Raw genomic sequence first — 15,128 nt, 5'->3', positions numbered from 1 at the left:
CAAAGAACAGACGCGCATCCCCCGTCCACCCGTTGCAGGGCGTCCGGCCGGAGGCTCGGTTCCAATCTACCAGAGTTCCTGGCCCGCTTTCCGCGCCTTCCGGCGTTTCTTCGCGTTCCTGAACCCTACCAGAGGTTCTTTCCCGTCTTCACCGTCCGTTTACCGGGCGTTTCCGACGTTCCGAAACCCTACCAGGCTTTCCGACCCGCTTTGTCCGCGGCATTTCGCGGAGCAGGTCAGCAGTCCCGGTCCGGCGCGACCGAGGAGGCGCCGAAGCGCCTGGAGGTCGTGCCGGGGGTTCGTCGTCCCGCGGGACCAGCCATCGAGGTGACCCTCGGTGTCCGTTCCTCCCTGCCGGGCGACGAGGAGATACCTTACGCACGCCGTCCGACCCTCGTCAAACCGGCGGCGCGGGCGCTCCCCGCACCCCGTCCCACCTGGGCTTTCGCCTCCCGGCGGCCAGGGTGACCCCTGTCGGGAGCACCGGGACCTCGGTCCCAGCACCCTCGCGCTCGTCCCACTGTGACCCACGTCCCGGGACGGCGCAACCCCGCCGGATGCCGGCCCTGTCCGGACCTCCCGCCCCGGCGGCACCGGCGCGCAGCCGCCCGCGCCGCCCCGCCGCACGTGCGAGAGGGGCGGCCCGCACCCGGCGGACCGCCCCTCGTCGTCGGCGACCGCCGACCTGCGCCCGCGCGGCGCCCGGCACCGCGCCGGGCGGGGTCAGGCGCCGGCCACCCGCGCCACGGCGAGCGTCCGCTTCCCGCGCCGCAGCACCAGGTACTCCCCGTGCAGCAGGTCGCCGGCCTCGACGACCGCGGCCTCGTCGGTGATCTTCCGGTTGTTGACGTTCGCCCCGCCCTCGGCGATCGCCCGCCGGGCCGCGCCCTTGCTGGCGACCAGCCCGGTGGCGGCGAGCACGTCGACCAGCGGGTCGCCGACCGCGACGTCCGCCGACGGCAGCTCGGCCACCGCGGCGGCCAGCGTCGGGGCGTCGAGCTCGGCCAGGTCGCCGCCGCCGAACAGCGCGCGGCTCGCGGCGATGACCTTCTCGGTCGCGTCCACCCCGTGCACGAGCGACGTCACGTCGTAGGCCAGGGCGCGCTGCGCCTCCCGGGCGGCCGGGCGCGTGGCCACCGCCTCCTCGAGCTCGGCGATCTGCTCGCGGGTGCGGAACGTGAAGACCTTGAGGTAGCCGATCACCTCGGCGTCGTCCTGGTTGAGCCAGAACTGGTAGAAGGCGTACGGGCTCATCATCTCGGGGTCGAGCCAGATGGCCCCGCCCTCGGACTTGCCGAACTTGGTGCCGTCGGCCTTGGTGATGAGCGGCGTGGTGAGCGCGTGCACCGACGCGTGCTCGGCCTTGCGGATGAGCTCGACGCCGGACAGCAGGTTGCCCCACTGGTCGTTGCCGCCGGTCTGCAGCGTGCACCCGTGCCGGCGGTGCAGCTCGAGGTAGTCCATGCCCTGCAGGATCTGGTAGCTGAACTCGGTGAACGAGATGCCCTCGTCGGACGCGAGCCGCCGGGCGACGGTGTCCTTGGCGAGCATCGTGCCGAGCCGGTAGTGCTTGCCGATCTCCCGCAGGAAGTCGATCGCGGTGAGCTCGCCCGTCCAGTCGAGGTTGTTCACCATGCGCGCGGGGTTGTCCCCGTCGAAGTCGAGGAACCGGCTGATCTGGGACTGCAGGCGCTGCACCCACTCGGCGACGGTGTCCTTGGTGTTGAGCACCCGCTCCCCCGACATCCGCGGGTCGCCGATGAGGCCGGTGGCGCCGCCGACCAGGGCGAGCGGGTGGTGGCCGGCGAGCTGCAGGTGCCGCATGAGCACCAGCTGCACGAGGTGGCCGTGGTGCAGCGAGGGCGCGGTCGGGTCGAACCCGGCGTAGAAGGTCACCGGGCCGGCGTCGAACGCCTCGCGCAGGGCGTCGAGGTCGGTGGTCTGGGCGACGAGGCCGCGCCAGGCGAGCTCGTCCAGGAGGTGGGTCACGTCGTGCTCCTTGCATCGCGCGGCCGCGGGGCCGCACCGTCGGCGGAAGAGGTCATGCCGGCGTCGTCCCGCGCTGCGGGCTGCTTCCCGACGCCGGCCGGCGATACGCGGGCCGGAAGGCGGACACCGTGGGCTCGCCGGCGAGCCAGAACCGCCAGGGGTACCGGGCGGCGTCGCCGCCGGGTCCCGAGACGCCGACCCGCGGGCCGGTGGCGTGCGCGCCCACGACCGCGTCGGGGTCGCGGTGCACCACGATCCGCCCCCCGGGCTCCGTCAGGTCGGCCCCGTAGTCCGCGAGGTCGAGCCCGAGCGCGACCGCGAGCCGTGCCGGGCCGCGCGCGATCTGCCGGTCGGAGTCGACGACGCCGGAGCGCAGGCGGCGGCCGCGGGCGAGCTCCACGCCGTCGACGACCTCGCCCGCGCGCAGCAGCACGGCCGAGGCGGCGCCGGCGGGGCCGGTCACGACGTTGACGCAGTGGTGCAGGCCGAGGTGCCGGTACACGTACAGCCGGCCGGGCTCGCCGAACATCACGGCGTTGCGCGCCGTGCGGCCGCGGAAGGCGTGCGAACCGGGGTCGGCCTCCCCCGCGTACGCCTCGACCTCGGTGATCCGGAGGGTCACGTCGCCCTCGTCGGACCGGACGGTGACGTGCGCGCCGAGCAGGTCGGGGGCGACGGTGAGCACCGGCCGCCCGAACCAGGTCCGCGCGGGCACGACGCCCGGGACGCCGCCGGGCAGCTCGGGCCCGGGCCCCGGCAGCGACGCGGCGGGCACCGGCTCGCCGGCGGGCGTCGCGGCGCGCGCGTCGTCCGCCCCGCTCCCCTCGACCGCCCGGCTCACCGGGCCATCCTGCCCCATGCGTCGACCCGCACGTCGGCGCGTCCGCGCGTGCCCTCCCGCGCGTAGTGCGCCGCCTCGTCGCGCATCCACCGCTCCCAGTGCGGCAGCGCGTCCGCGCCGTCGCGCTCCAGGCCGCGCGCCAGCCGGGTCGCGTCGTCGGCCTCGACCCACACCAGCAGCGACAGGTCGGGGGCGCCCGCGAGCCGGCCCGAGCCGCAGCCCTCCAGCACCAGCACGTCCGGGACCGGCACGTCGACCCAGCCGTCGAACCGCCCCGCGTGCCAGTCGTACCGCTGGAACCGGCCGGGCAGGCCGCGGCGCAGCGGCTCGAGCACCTGGGCCGCGAGCCGCGGCCACAGGTCGCCGTCGAGCCCGGACCAACCGGCGTACAGGTCGTCCATGTGCACGACCTGCGCGCGCACCCCCGCCTCGGTGCACCGGCGCGCGATCCCCCCGGCCAGGGTGGTCTTGCCGGACCCGGCGGGGCCGTCGACGGCGACCGCCCGCACGGGCCCGAGCCGCGGGCCCCGGGACAGCAGCAGGGGCACGAGCACGCCCGCGGCGTCCTCGTGCCCCTGCTGCTCGCGCGTCAGGTCCACGCGGCGATCGTGCCAGACCTCACGACGCGGCGGCGCGCAGCTCCGCGGCCCGGGCGCGCGCCCGGTCGAGCTGCTCCGCCACCCGCACCGGCGCCGTCCCGCCGTGCGCCGACCGCGAGGCGACCGACCCCTCGACGCTCAGCACCGACCGCACCTCGGGGGTGAGCGCCGGGTGGATCGCGGTGAGCTCGTCGTCCGTCAGCTCCCAGAGCTCCACAGCCGGCTCGTGCTGCTCGCAGGCCCGGACGCACGCGCCCGCGACCTCGTGCGCCACCCGGAACGGCACGCCCTCGCGGACCAGCCACTCGGCGATGTCGGTCGCGAGCGAGAACCCCTGCGGCGCGAGCGACGCCATCCGCTCCGTGTCGAACCGCAGCGTCGCGACCATGCCCGCGAAGGCCGGCAGCAGGACGGTGAGGGTGTCGACCTGGTCGAACACCGGCTCCTTGTCCTCCTGCAGGTCGCGGTTGTACGCGAGCGGCAGGCCCTTGAGCGTGGTGAGCAGCCCCGTCAGGTCACCGACCAGCCGCCCGGCCTTGCCGCGCGCGAGCTCGGCGACGTCGGGGTTCTTCTTCTGCGGCATGATGCTCGACCCGGTCGAGTAGGCGTCGTCCAGCCGGACGAACCCGAACTCGACGGTCGACCAGAGGATGATCTCCTCGGCCAGCCGGGACAGGTCGACGCCGAGCATCGCGGACACCCAGGCGAACTCCGCGACGACGTCGCGGGACGCGGTGCCGTCGATCGAGTTCTCCACGGGGCCGTCGAAGCCGAGGTCGGCCGCGACGGCCGCCGGGTCCAGGCCCAGCGACGACCCGGCCAGCGCGCCCGAGCCGTACGGGGACACCGCGGCGCGGCGGTCCCAGTCGGCGTACCGCTCGACGTCGCGCAGCAGCGGCCACGCGTGCGCCAGCAGGTGGTGCGCGAGCAGGACGGGCTGCGCGTGCTGCAGGTGCGTGCGCCCGGGCATGATCGCGTCGCCCGCGGCCTCCGCCTGCGCCACCAGGGCGTCGACGACGTCGAGCGTCAGCCCCACCACCTCGCGCGCGGAGTCGCGCAGGTACATCCGCACCAGCGTCGCGATCTGGTCGTTCCGGGACCGCCCGGCGCGCAGCCGCCCGCCGAGGTCGGCCCCGGCGCGCTCGATCAGCCCGCGCTCCAGCGCGCCGTGCACGTCCTCGTCCGACTCGGCGGCGACGAACGCCCCCGACGCGACGTCGGCGCGCAGCCGCTCCAGCGCGTCGAGCATGCCCGCGAGGCCCGCGTCGTCCAGCAGCCCCGCCGCGTGCAGCACTCGCGCGTGCGCCTGCGACCCCGCGATGTCCTGCGGCGCCAGCCGCCAGTCGAACTGGGTCGACTTCGACAGGGCGGCGAGCGCGTCCGCGGGGCCGCCGGCGAACCGGCCGCCCCACAGCGCGCCGGCCTGCTCAGGCACCGATGCCGCCCTGCGAGCCGAGGTCCTCGGCGTTGCCGAACTTCACGTCGCGCGCGGCGGCGAGCTTGGACGACAGGCCGTAGATCTCGATGAACCCGCGGGCCGCCGACTGGTCGAACGTGTCGCCCGAGTCGTAGGTCGCGAGGTTGAAGTCGTACAGCGAGGTCTCGGAGCGCCGGCCGGTGACCGTCGCGCGCCCGCCGTGCAGCACCATGCGCACCTCGCCGGAGACGTAGCGCTGGGTGTCGTCGATGAAGGTGTCGAGCGACTTCTTCAGCGGGGAGAACCACTGGCCGTCGTAGACCAGCTCGGTCCAGCGCTGCTCGACCTGGCGCTTGAACCGCGCCTGCTCGCGCTCGACGGTGACGTTCTCGAGCTCCTGGTGCGCCGCGATCAGCGCGATCGCGCCCGGCGCCTCGTAGACCTCGCGGGACTTGATGCCCACGAGGCGGTCCTCGACGATGTCGATCCGGCCGACGCCCTGGGCGCCCGCGCGGCGGTTCATCTCCTGGATGGCCTGCAGCGGGGTCACCGGCACGCCGTCCAGCGCGACCGGGACGCCCTGGGCGAACGTGATGACGACCTCGTCGGCGACCGGCGGGAACGTCGGGTCGTCGGTGTAGGTGTAGACGTCCTTGGTGGGCTCGTTCCAGATGTCCTCGAGGAAGCCGGTCTCGACGGCGCGGCCCCACACGTTCTGGTCGATCGAGAACGGGTTGTGCTTGGTGGTCGCGATCGGCAGCTTCTTCCGCTCGGCGAACTCGATCGCCTTGTCGCGGGTCAGCGCCAGGTCGCGCACCGGCGCGAGGCACTTGAGGTCGGGGGCGAGCGAGGTGATGCCGACCTCGAACCGGACCTGGTCGTTGCCCTTGCCGGTGCAGCCGTGCGCGACGGTGGTGGCGCCGAACTGGCGGGCCGCGCGCACCAGGTGCTTGACGATGACCGGGCGGGACAGCGCGGAGACCAGCGGGTACCGGTCGAGGTACATGCCGTTCGCGCGCAGCGCGGGCATGCAGTACTCGGCGGCGAACTCGTCGCGGGCGTCGGCGACGTAGGCCTCGACGGCGCCGCAGTCGAGGGCGCGCTGGCGGATGACCTCGAGGTCCTCGCCGCCCTGGCCGACGTCGACCGCCACGGCGATCACCTCGGCGCCGGTCGCCTCGGCGATCCAGCCGATGCCCACGGAGGTGTCCAGGCCGCCCGAGTAGGCGAGGACGACGCGCTCAGTCATGTGTCTTCTCTTTCAGGTGTCGTGAGTGGTGCGGAGCAGGTGGGGCGGACCGGCGCGTCAGCCGGTCGTCGCCAGCTCGAGGAACCGCGCGGCGAGCGCGGTGCCCTCGGGACCGTCGGCGCCCTCGCGGGCGATGACGAGGACGGTGTCGTCCCCCGCGATGGTGCCGAGCACGCCCGGGAGCACCGAGTGGTCGATCGCGGAGGCGAGGAACTGGGCGGCCCCGGGCGGGGTCCGCAGGACGACGAGGCTGCCGGAGGCCTCGGCGGTGACGAGCAGCTCGGAGCACAGCCGCGCGAGCCGGGCGGCCAGCGCCTCGGCGTCGACCACGGGGGCCGGCGACCGGTCGCCGCCCTCCCCCGGCACGGCGTACGCGAGCGACCCCGTGGGCGTGCGGATCTTCACCGCGCGCAGCTCGACGAGGTCCCGGGACAGCGTGGCCTGGGTGACGGTGACGCCCTGGTGGGCCAGCAGGTCGGCGAGCTCCGACTGCGAGTGCACGGACTGCCGGGACAGCACGTCGCGGATCAGCGCGTGCCGGGCGGCCTTGGTCGACGGGACCCGGCCGGTGGTGGCGGCGGGCTCGTCGGCCCGGGCGGCCGACGCGGTCACGAGGCACGCTCCAGGAGCCACGCCAGCAGCGCCTTCTGGGCGTGCAGCCGGTTCTCCGCCTCGTCCCAGACGACCGACTGCGGGCCGTCCAGCACCTCGGCGGTGATCTCCTTGCCCCGGTACGCAGGCAGGCAGTGCAGCACGAGGGCGCCCGGCGCGGCGAGCGCGAGGGCCGCGGCGTCGAGCCGGTACGGCACGAACGGCCGCTCGCGCTCGGCGGCCTCGGCCTCCTGCCCCATCGAGACCCAGGTGTCGGTGGCGACGGCGTCCGCGCCGGCGACGGCCGTCGCGAGGTCGTCGGTCACCTGGACCGAGCCGCCGGTCTCCGCGGCGATCGCGGCCGCCGCCGACACCACCTCCGCCGCCGGCAGGTACGCCGCCGGCGTGGCGATCCGCACGTGCATCCCCGCGGTCGCGCCGCCCAGGAGGTACGACTGCGCCATGTTGTTCGACCCGTCGCCGGTGTAGGCGAGCTGGAGCCCGCGCAGCGCCGCGACGCCGCCGCGGTGCTGGGCGATCGTCAGCAGGTCCGCGAGGATCTGGCACGGGTGGAAGTCGTCGGTCAGCGCGTTCACGACCGGGACGCCCGCGTGCGCGGCCATCTCCTCGATCCGGGCCTGCGCGTGCGTGCGCCAGACGACCGCCGCGACCTGCGGGCCGAGCACCCGCGCGGTGTCGGCGATCGACTCCCGGACGCCGATCCGGGCGAGGTTGCCGTCGACCAGCAGCGGGTAGCCGCCGAGCTCCGCGACGCCGGTGGTGAACGACACCTGGGTGCGCAGCGTCGGCTTGTCGAAGATGATCGCGACCGCGCGCGGGCCGTCGAGCGGGCGGCGGGCGAACCGGTCCGCCCGGAGCGCCAGCCCGAGCTCCAGGACCTCGGCCTGCTCGGCGGGCGACAGGTCGTCGTCGCGCAGGAAGTGCCTCACGCCGCGCTCCCCAGGTCGTGCGGGAGCGCCGCGAGGAACTCGGTGAACGTCGCGGCCTGCTCGCGGGTGAGCACGTACGGCGGGGCGAGCCGGATGGTCTGCGGGGTGCACGGGTTGACGATGAACCCGGCGGCCAGGGCGCGCGACGCGACCTCGGCCGCGACCGGCGCGGTGAGCTGCACCGCGATCAGCAGACCCTCGCCGCGCACCTCGGCGACCAGCGGGTGCCCGAGCGCGGCGATCTCCGACCGCCACCAGGCGCCCAGGTCCGTCACGTGCGCCAGCAGCCCGTCGCGCTCGATCACGCCGATGGTCGCCAGCGCCGCCGCCGAGGCCACCGGGTTGCCGCCGAACGTCGTGCCGTGCTGGCCGCGGCCGAGCAGCGTCGCCGCCCGCTCGCCGTACGCGACGACCGCCCCGACCGGGAAGCCGCCGCCCAGGCCCTTGGCCAGCGTGACGACGTCGGGGCGGGTGCCGCCGCCGAGGTGCGGGTGCTGGTGCGCGAGCCAGGTGCCGGTGCGGCCCATGCCGGTCTGCACCTCGTCGAGGATCAGCAGCGCGCCGTGCGCCTCGGTCAGCTCGCGGGCGCGGGCCAGGTACCCGGCCGGCAGCGGAAGGACGCCGGCCTCGCCCTGGATCGGCTCGAGGAACAGCGCGGCGACCGTGTCGCCGGCACCGTCCGCGAACGCGGCCTCCAGCGCCGCGGTGTCGCCGAACGGCAGGAACTCGACCCCGCCGGGCAGCGGCTCGAACGGCTCGCGGTACGCGGCCTTGGAGGTGAGCGCGAGCGCGCCCATCGACCGGCCGTGGAACGCCCCCTCGAGCGCGAGGACCCGCGTCCGGCGCACGCCGCCGGGGCCCTCGCTGTTCCGGCGGGCCATCTTGAACGCCGCCTCGTTGGCCTCGGTGCCGGAGTTCGTGAGGAACACCCGGGAGCCCTCAGGGGCGTCGGCGACGGCGAGCAGCCGCTCGGCCAGCGCGATCTGCGTCGGGCTCGCGAAGAAGTTCGAGATGTGGCCCAGCGTGCCGAGCTGCGCGGAGATCGCCGCGGTCAGCGTCGGGTGCGCGTGACCGAGCGAGTTGACCGCGATGCCGCCGAGCAGGTCGAGGTAGCGGAACCCGTCGGCGTCCCACACGTACGGGCCCTCGCCGCGGACCAGCACGCGCTGCGGGGCGCCGAACGTGTCCATGAGCGCGTGGCCGTAGCGCTCGGTCCAGTGGGCCACGGAGTCGGCCCCGGCCAGCGCGGCGGGGTCCTGCGGCTCCAGGTGCTGCTCGGTCACTCAGCTCACCTCGGGGACGTGGGGGACGGTCGGTGCGACCCGCGGGATCGGGGACGTGAAGGGCGAGGGGCTGGGCTCGTCGTCGGGCAGCACCATCGTGCCGATGCCGTCGGACGTGAAGACCTCGACCAGGATCGAGTGCGCCTGGCGGCCGTCGATGACGTGCGCGCGGCCGACGCCGCCCGTGACCGCCCGCCAGCAGGCCTCCATCTTGGGGCGCATGCCGGAGTCGAGGGACGGCAGCAGGTCGGCGAGCGCGCCGGCCCGGATCCGCCGCGCGAGCGAGGACCGGTCGGGCCAGGACGTGTACAGGCCCTCGACGTCGGTGAGGACGATGAGCTTGCGCGCGCCGAGCGCGACCGCCAGCGCCGCCGCCGCGGTGTCCGCGTTGACGTTGAGCACCTGCGTCGGGTCGTCGATGTCGGGGGCGACCGTCGAGACGACGGGGATGCGCCCCGCGTCGAGCAGGTCGTGCACGGCGCCCGGGTTCACCTCGACGACGTCGCCGACCTGGCCCACGTCCACCTGCTGGCCGTCGACCGTGGCAGTGCGCCGCCGGGCCTGCAGCAGGCCGCCGTCCTCGCCGGACAGGCCGACCGCGTACGGGCCGTGCGCGTTCAGCAGGCCGACGAGCTCGCGGGACACCTGGCCGGTCAGCACCATGCGGACGACGTCCATCGCCTCGGGCGTGGTGACGCGCAGGCCGCCGCGGAACTCCGACTCGATGCCGAGCCGGTCGAGCATCGCGTTGATCTGCGGGCCGCCGCCGTGCACGACGACCGGGCGCAGGCCGACCTGGCGCAGGAACACCATGTCCTCGGCGAACGCGCGCTTGAGGTCCTCGTCGACCATCGCGTTGCCGCCGTACTTGACCACGACGAGCGCGCCGGCGAACCGCTGCAGCCAGGGCAGCGCCTGGATCAGCACCTCGGCCTTCTGGTCGGGGCGCAGGTCGGTCCGCGTGTCGAACGCGTCGTCGTGCGGGGGCGGGGCGTCGAGGCTCATGTGGAGTACGCGCTGTTCTCGTGGACGTAGTCGTGCGTGAGGTCGTTGGTCCAGATGGTCGCGGCGGCGTCGCCGGCGTGCAGGTCGACGTCGACGCGGACCTCGCGGGCGGCGGCCAGGTCGACCAGCTCGCGCGGCTCGCCGACCCCGCCGGCGCGGCACACCTGGACGCCGTTGATCGACACGTCGAGCAGCGCGGCGTCGAAGGGGGCGACGTCCTCCGGCACCGTGCCGACCGCCGCGAGCACGCGGCCCCAGTTCGGGTCGTTGCCGAACACGGCGGCCTTGAACAGGTTCGACCGGGTGACCGCCCGCGCGACGGCGACGGCCGCCTCCTCGGAGGTCGCGCCGGTCACCGTGACCGCGATGTCGTGCGAGGCGCCCTCGGCGTCCGCCACCAGCTGCCGGGCGAGGTCGGCGGAAGCCGCGGCCACGGCGGCGGCGAACGCCTCGGGGTCCGGCGTCACGCCGCTCGCGCCGGAGGCCAGCAGCAGCACGGTGTCGTTGGTCGACATGCAGCCGTCGGAGTCGACCCGGTCGAACGTGGTCCGGGTGGCGGCGCGGAGCGCGGCGTCGGCCTGCTCGGCGGTGACGACGGCGTCGGTGGTGAGCACGACGAGCATGGTCGCGAGGCCCGGCGCCAGCATGCCCGCGCCCTTGGCCATGCCGCCGACGGTCCAGCCGTCGCCGGCGACCGCGGCGGTCTTGCTCACGGTGTCGGTGGTCATGATGGCGGTGGCGGCGTCGGGGCCGCCTTCGGTGCTGAGGGCCGCGGCGGCGGCGTCGGCGCCGGGGAGCAGCAGGTCCATCGGCAGCCGCTCGCCGATCAGGCCGGTCGAGCACACCAGGACGTCCCCGGCGGACGTGCTGAGCACCTCCGCGACGTGCTCGGCGGTGCGGTGGGTGTCGAGGAAGCCGTCGGGGCCGGTGCACGCGTTGGCGCCGCCGGAGTTCAGCACGACCGCGGTGGCGACGCCGTCGGCCACCGCCTGCCGGGACCAGACGACCGGCGCCGCGACGACGCGGTTCGAGGTGAACACCCCCGCGGCGACCTGCAGCGGGCCGTCGTTCACGACGAGGGCGACGTCCGGCTTCCCGGACGGCTTGAGGCCGGCGGTCACGCCCGCGGCGCGGAAGCCGGCGGGCGCGGTCACGCCCGCGCTCTCGATGGCGGCGGTCACGGGGCGACTCCCTCGGTGGTGAGGCCGGTGCGCTCGGGCAGGCCGAGCGCGAGGTTCAGCGACTGCACCGCGGCGCCCGCGGTGCCCTTGACCAGGTTGTCCAGCGCGCAGAGCGCGACGACCTTGCCGGCCGCCTCGTCGACGGTCACCTGGACGAGCGCGGTGTTCGCGCCGGTGGTGACGCCGGTGGTCGGCCACTCCCCCTCGGGCAGCAGCTCGACGAACGGCTCGGCGGCGTAGGCGGTCTCCCAGGCGGCGCGCACGGCGGCGGCGTCGGCGCCGGGCGCCAGCGGCGCGGTCACGGTCGCGAGGATGCCCCGGGACATCGGGACCAGCACCGGGGTGAACGACAGGCCGACCGTCGCGGCGCCGGCGACGCCGAGGTTCTGCTGGATCTCCGGGACGTGCCGGTGCGTGCCGCCGACCGCGTACGGCTGCGCGGACCCGAGCGCCTCGGACGCCAGCAGGTGGGTCTTGAGCGACTTCCCGGCGCCGGAGTACCCCACGGCCAGGACCGCGACCACGTCGGCCGGGTCGACGACGCCCGCGGCGACGCCCGGCTGGAGCGCCAGGGTCACGGCGGTGACGTTGCAGCCGGGGACGGCGATCCGGCGGGCGTCCGCGAGCGCCGCGCGCTGGGCGGACGGCGTCGTCTCCCCCGCGTGCAGCAGCTCGGGCATGCCGTAGGGCCAGGTGCCCGCGTGCTCCGTGCCGTAGAACCGGCGCCACGCCTCGGGGTCGGTCAGCCGGTGGTCCGCGCCGAGGTCCACGACCAGCGCGCCGTCACCCCGGTCCGCGAGCGCCGCGGCGATCTCGCCGGAGGCGCCGTGCGGCAGGGCCAGCACCACGACGTCGTGGCCGGCGAGCTCGTCGACCGAGGTCGGGGTCAGCACGCGGTCCGCGAGGCCGCGCAGGTGCGGCTGGTGCGCGCCGAGCCGGGTGCCGGCGTTGGAGTGGGCGGTGAGCGCGCCGATCTCGGCCTCGGGGTGGCCGAGCAGGAGCCGCAGGGTCTCGCCGCCGGCGTACCCGGAGGCGCCCGCGACGGCGACGGAGAAGGACATGTGCATGACCATACACCCGAGTGCACAGTGATTCATCGGGGCGTCCGCGGCGTGGCGCGCGGGGTCGGCGCGGGTGGACCGGCCGCTGGTCCCCGGTCCATTGTCGCGCCGGCACCCGATGAAGCGGGTGGTCAGGCCACTATCGGGCGGGGACCGGGCCGCGAGCACGCGGCCCTCGCGCCGGCCCGGACCCTGACACGGCCGGAATGCCGGGGCCGGGCCGGTCGTTGCTGCTCGTATGCACGCGATCCTCGCCACCGAGCCGGGTGGACCCGACGTCCTGGAGCCCGACGAGATCCCCGACCCGCTGCCGGGTCCGCGCGACCTCCTGGTGCGGCTCAGCGCCGCGGGCGTGAACTTCATCGACACGTACCGCCGCAGCGGCGTCTACGCGATGCCGTTCCCGCACGTGCCGGGGTCCGAGGGCGCGGGCGTCGTCGAGGCCGTCGGCCGCGAGGTGCGGGACTTCGCGGTCGGCGACCTGGTGGCGTGGGCGTCGGCCCCCTCCTCCTACGCGGAGCTCGTCGTCGTGCCGGAGGCCGTCGCGCTGCGGGTGCCGGACGGCGTCGCCGACGAGGTCGCGGCCGCCCTCCCCCTGCAGGGCCTCACCGCGCACTACCTCGTCACGTCGACCTTCCCCGTGCGCGAGGGCCAGGACGTGCTGGTGCACGCCGGGGCCGGCGGCGTCGGCCTGCTGCTCACCCAGCTCGCCGCCGCGCGCGGCGCGCGGGTCATCACCACGGTCGGCACCGCCGAGAAGGAGGCGCTGTCCCGCGCCGCCGGCGCCTCCGAGGTGATCCGGTACACCGAGCTGGACGACCTCACGACCGAGCTGCCCGCGCTCGTGCGCGACCTGACCGGCGGCCGCGGCGTGCACACGGTGTTCGACGGCGTCGGTGCCACGACCTTCGAGGCCTCGCTCGCCTCGCTGCGGCCCCGGGGCGGCCTCGCGCTGTTCGGCGCCTCCTCCGGGCCGGTCCCGCCGTTCGACCCGCAGCGGCTCAACGCCGCCGGGTCCCTGTTCCTCACCCGGCCGACCCTGGGCCACTACACCGCCACCCGGGACGAGCTGACCAGGCGGGCCGACGAGCTGTTCGCGGCCGTCGCCGCCGGCACCCTCGACGTCCGGGTTGGCGCGACCTACCCCCTGGCCGAGGCCGCCGAGGCGCACCGCGCGCTCGAGGGCCGGGCCACCACCGGAAAGGTGCTCCTGACCGCATGAGAGACCTGCACGTCGAGATCTGGTCCGACATCGCCTGCCCCTGGTGCTACATCGGCAAGCGCCGGTTCGCCGCCGCGCTCGCCGACTTCGAGCACCGCGAGCACGTCCGCGTGACGTGGCGCTCCTTCGAGCTGCAGCCGGACGCCGAGCCGTCGACGGCCCACCCCGGGCTGACCGAGGCGCAGATGCTGTCCGAGCGCAAGGGCATGCCCGTCGACCAGGTGCGGCAGATGTTCGACCAGGTGACGGCCGTCGCCGCGTCGGTCGGGCTGGCCTACGACTTCGACACCGTCGTGCCCGCCAACACCTTCGACGCGCACCGCCTGGTGCACGTGGCCGCCTCGCTGGGCGGGGACGACGCCGCGGCCGAGGTCGTCGAGCGGCTGATGAGCGCGCACTTCGAGCACGGGCGGGTCGTCGACGACCCGGACGTGCTGGTGGAGGTCGCGGTCGAGGCCGGGCTGGACGGCGACGCCGTGCGCGCCGCGCTGGCGTCGGACGCCGGGGCGGGCGCCGTGCGCGCCGACGAGGCCGAGGCCGCCGCGCTGGGCATCCAGGGCGTGCCGTTCTTCGTCGCCGACCGCCGGCTCGGGCTGTCGGGTGCGCAGCCGGTCGAGGTGTTCGCGCAGCTGCTGTCCCAGGCCTGGGCCGACGCGAACCCGCCGCTGGCGATCCCGACGATCGCGGGCGCGGCCGACGCGGAGGCGTGCGGGCCGGACGGCTGCTGAGCCGCGGGGCGCGGGTCGGCGGGCCGGGTGTCCGAAACGTCCACGACCCGCGCCCGCCGCGGCGCCTACCGTCGTCGCATGACACCGCAGCTGGACATGATCGGGCTGGTCGCGAGCGACCTGCCGCGCACCCTCGCGTTCTACCGCGCCCTGGGCGTCGACCTGCCGCCGGCGGCCGACGCGGAGCCGCACGTCGAGGTCACCCTGCCCGGCGGGCTCCGGCTCGCCTGGGACAGCGTGGACGTGATCCGGTCGTTCGACCCGGACTGGGCGCCGCCGACGGGCGGGCACCGCGCCGCGCTGGCGTTCCGGTGCGCGGACGCCGCCGAGGTCGACGCCGTGTACGCGCGCATGGTCGACGCCGGGTTCGCCGGGCACCTCGCGCCCTGGGACGCGTTCTGGGGGCAGCGGTACGCCGTGCTGCACGACCCGGACGGCACGGCGGTCGACCTGTTCGCCGACGCGTCCTGACCCGGGCGCGCCCTCCGGCCCAGCCCGGGCGTGCGGCCTACGGTCTCCGGTGCGGCCCACGCCGATCGGCGAGGGCGGGGCCGGGGACCGGAGGTCGGGCGGAGGCCGCGGCCCCGGCGCGCTCAGCCGCGAGCGCCGCGGGCGACCGGCCCGTCAGCGCGCGCACCTCGCGGGACAGGTGCGGCTGGTCGGCGTAGCCCGCGCGGTGCGCGACGTCCGCCAGGGGGATCCCCGCGTCGAGCAGCGGCAGCACCCGCTGCAGCCGCAGCACCCGCCCGAGCGTCCGCGGCCCCGGCGACGAGCAGCCGCCCGCCGGACCAGACGAGGTCCGTGCAGCCGTCGGGCAGCACGTCCTGGCCGGGGTGCTCTGCAGGCACCGCGGGTGCGCCGGACCCGCCCGCGCCGCTCGCCGTCACCGACCACAGCACCGCCCCCGGGACTCGGGTCGACGGGCGCTCGGCGTACACCCCCGCAGCATCCCACCCGGGGACGACGCGGGCCCCCGCCCGCCGGAGCGATCCGGCGGGCGGGGGCCCGTCCT

General features: G+C 75.7%; 15 protein-coding genes. 3 read left to right on the top strand and 12 right to left on the bottom strand.

The annotated features are described in order from the left end of the window. Positions 1-723: 723 nt before the first annotated feature. From tyrS to argC, 11 genes are all read right to left on the bottom strand, one after another. A complete protein-coding gene (gene tyrS, locus AC3WUG_RS11400; RefSeq protein ID WP_492327757.1) occupies positions 724-1,989 on the bottom strand; it encodes a tyrosine--tRNA ligase in 1,266 nt (421 codons plus the stop codon). 52 nt (positions 1,990-2,041) lie between these two features. Beyond that, entirely contained in the window at positions 2,042-2,764 is a 723-nt protein-coding gene (locus tag AC3WUG_RS11395) for a DNA-3-methyladenine glycosylase (protein ID WP_492327763.1), read from the bottom strand. A 62-nt stretch (positions 2,765-2,826) separates the two neighbouring features. Continuing rightward, positions 2,827-3,429 (bottom strand): nucleoside/nucleotide kinase family protein, encoded by a 603-nt coding sequence (locus tag AC3WUG_RS11390; RefSeq protein WP_492327756.1) that lies wholly within the window; start codon positions 3,427-3,429, stop codon positions 2,827-2,829. A 19-nt stretch (positions 3,430-3,448) separates the two neighbouring features. Then, complete coding sequence (argH, locus tag AC3WUG_RS11385; protein WP_492327755.1) at positions 3,449-4,864, bottom strand: argininosuccinate lyase; 1,416 nt, start codon at positions 4,862-4,864, stop codon at positions 3,449-3,451. Continuing rightward, on the bottom strand, positions 4,857-6,095 hold the full coding sequence (locus AC3WUG_RS11380; protein ID WP_492327754.1) for an argininosuccinate synthase: 1,239 nt from the start codon (positions 6,093-6,095) through the stop codon (positions 4,857-4,859). The genes argH and AC3WUG_RS11380 overlap by 8 nt, the downstream gene beginning before the upstream one ends. Positions 6,096-6,152: 57 nt before the next feature. Beyond that, positions 6,153-6,707: an arginine repressor gene (locus AC3WUG_RS11375; protein ID WP_492327753.1), complete on the bottom strand. Its 555-nt coding sequence runs from the start codon at positions 6,705-6,707 to the stop codon at positions 6,153-6,155. Continuing rightward, on the bottom strand, positions 6,704-7,636 hold the full coding sequence (gene argF / locus AC3WUG_RS11370) for an ornithine carbamoyltransferase (RefSeq protein WP_492327752.1): 933 nt from the start codon (positions 7,634-7,636) through the stop codon (positions 6,704-6,706). The genes AC3WUG_RS11375 and argF overlap by 4 nt, the downstream gene beginning before the upstream one ends. Next, the gene (locus AC3WUG_RS11365; protein ID WP_492327751.1) at positions 7,633-8,919 is read right to left on the bottom strand and encodes an acetylornithine transaminase; all 1,287 of its coding nucleotides are present in this window, start codon (positions 8,917-8,919) and stop codon (positions 7,633-7,635) included. Before AC3WUG_RS11365 ends, argF begins: the two co-directional genes overlap by 4 nt. Continuing rightward, positions 8,920-9,924, bottom strand: a complete 1,005-nt coding sequence (gene argB, locus AC3WUG_RS11360; RefSeq protein WP_158373226.1) for an acetylglutamate kinase — start codon at positions 9,922-9,924, stop codon at positions 8,920-8,922. Then, the gene (gene argJ / locus AC3WUG_RS11355) at positions 9,921-11,105 is read right to left on the bottom strand and encodes a bifunctional glutamate N-acetyltransferase/amino-acid acetyltransferase ArgJ (protein WP_492327750.1); all 1,185 of its coding nucleotides are present in this window, start codon (positions 11,103-11,105) and stop codon (positions 9,921-9,923) included. Before argJ ends, argB begins: the two co-directional genes overlap by 4 nt. Next, positions 11,102-12,172 carry an N-acetyl-gamma-glutamyl-phosphate reductase gene (argC, locus tag AC3WUG_RS11350; protein ID WP_492327762.1) on the bottom strand — a complete coding sequence of 357 codons (1,071 nt, stop codon included), beginning with the start codon at positions 12,170-12,172 and terminating at the stop codon, positions 11,102-11,104. Before argC ends, argJ begins: the two co-directional genes overlap by 4 nt. 232 nt (positions 12,173-12,404) lie before the next feature. On the opposite strand from argC, the gene AC3WUG_RS11345 reads away from it, so the two are divergent. From AC3WUG_RS11345 to AC3WUG_RS11335, 3 genes are all read left to right on the top strand, one after another. Further along, positions 12,405-13,388 carry a quinone oxidoreductase family protein gene (locus AC3WUG_RS11345; protein WP_492327749.1) on the top strand — a complete coding sequence of 328 codons (984 nt, stop codon included), beginning with the start codon at positions 12,405-12,407 and terminating at the stop codon, positions 13,386-13,388. Then, complete coding sequence (locus AC3WUG_RS11340) at positions 13,385-14,116, top strand: DsbA family oxidoreductase (protein ID WP_492327748.1); 732 nt, start codon at positions 13,385-13,387, stop codon at positions 14,114-14,116. The genes AC3WUG_RS11345 and AC3WUG_RS11340 overlap by 4 nt, the downstream gene beginning before the upstream one ends. 78 nt (positions 14,117-14,194) lie before the next feature. Beyond that, positions 14,195-14,587, top strand: coding sequence for a VOC family protein (locus AC3WUG_RS11335; protein WP_492327747.1), 393 nt, complete (start codon positions 14,195-14,197; stop codon positions 14,585-14,587). Positions 14,588-14,624: 37 nt separating this feature from the next. Here the strand turns inward: AC3WUG_RS11335 and AC3WUG_RS11330 are convergent, their stop codons facing one another. Further along, positions 14,625-14,960 (bottom strand): helix-turn-helix domain-containing protein, encoded by a 336-nt coding sequence (locus AC3WUG_RS11330; protein ID WP_492327761.1) that lies wholly within the window; start codon positions 14,958-14,960, stop codon positions 14,625-14,627. Positions 14,961-15,128 lie beyond the last annotated feature (168 nt).

Source organism: Cellulomonas sp. EB106-03-03-XG116 (assembly GCF_058792015.1).
The sequence above is the reverse complement of the archived record's forward strand: the minus strand, read 5'-3'. Positions and strand labels throughout refer to the sequence as shown.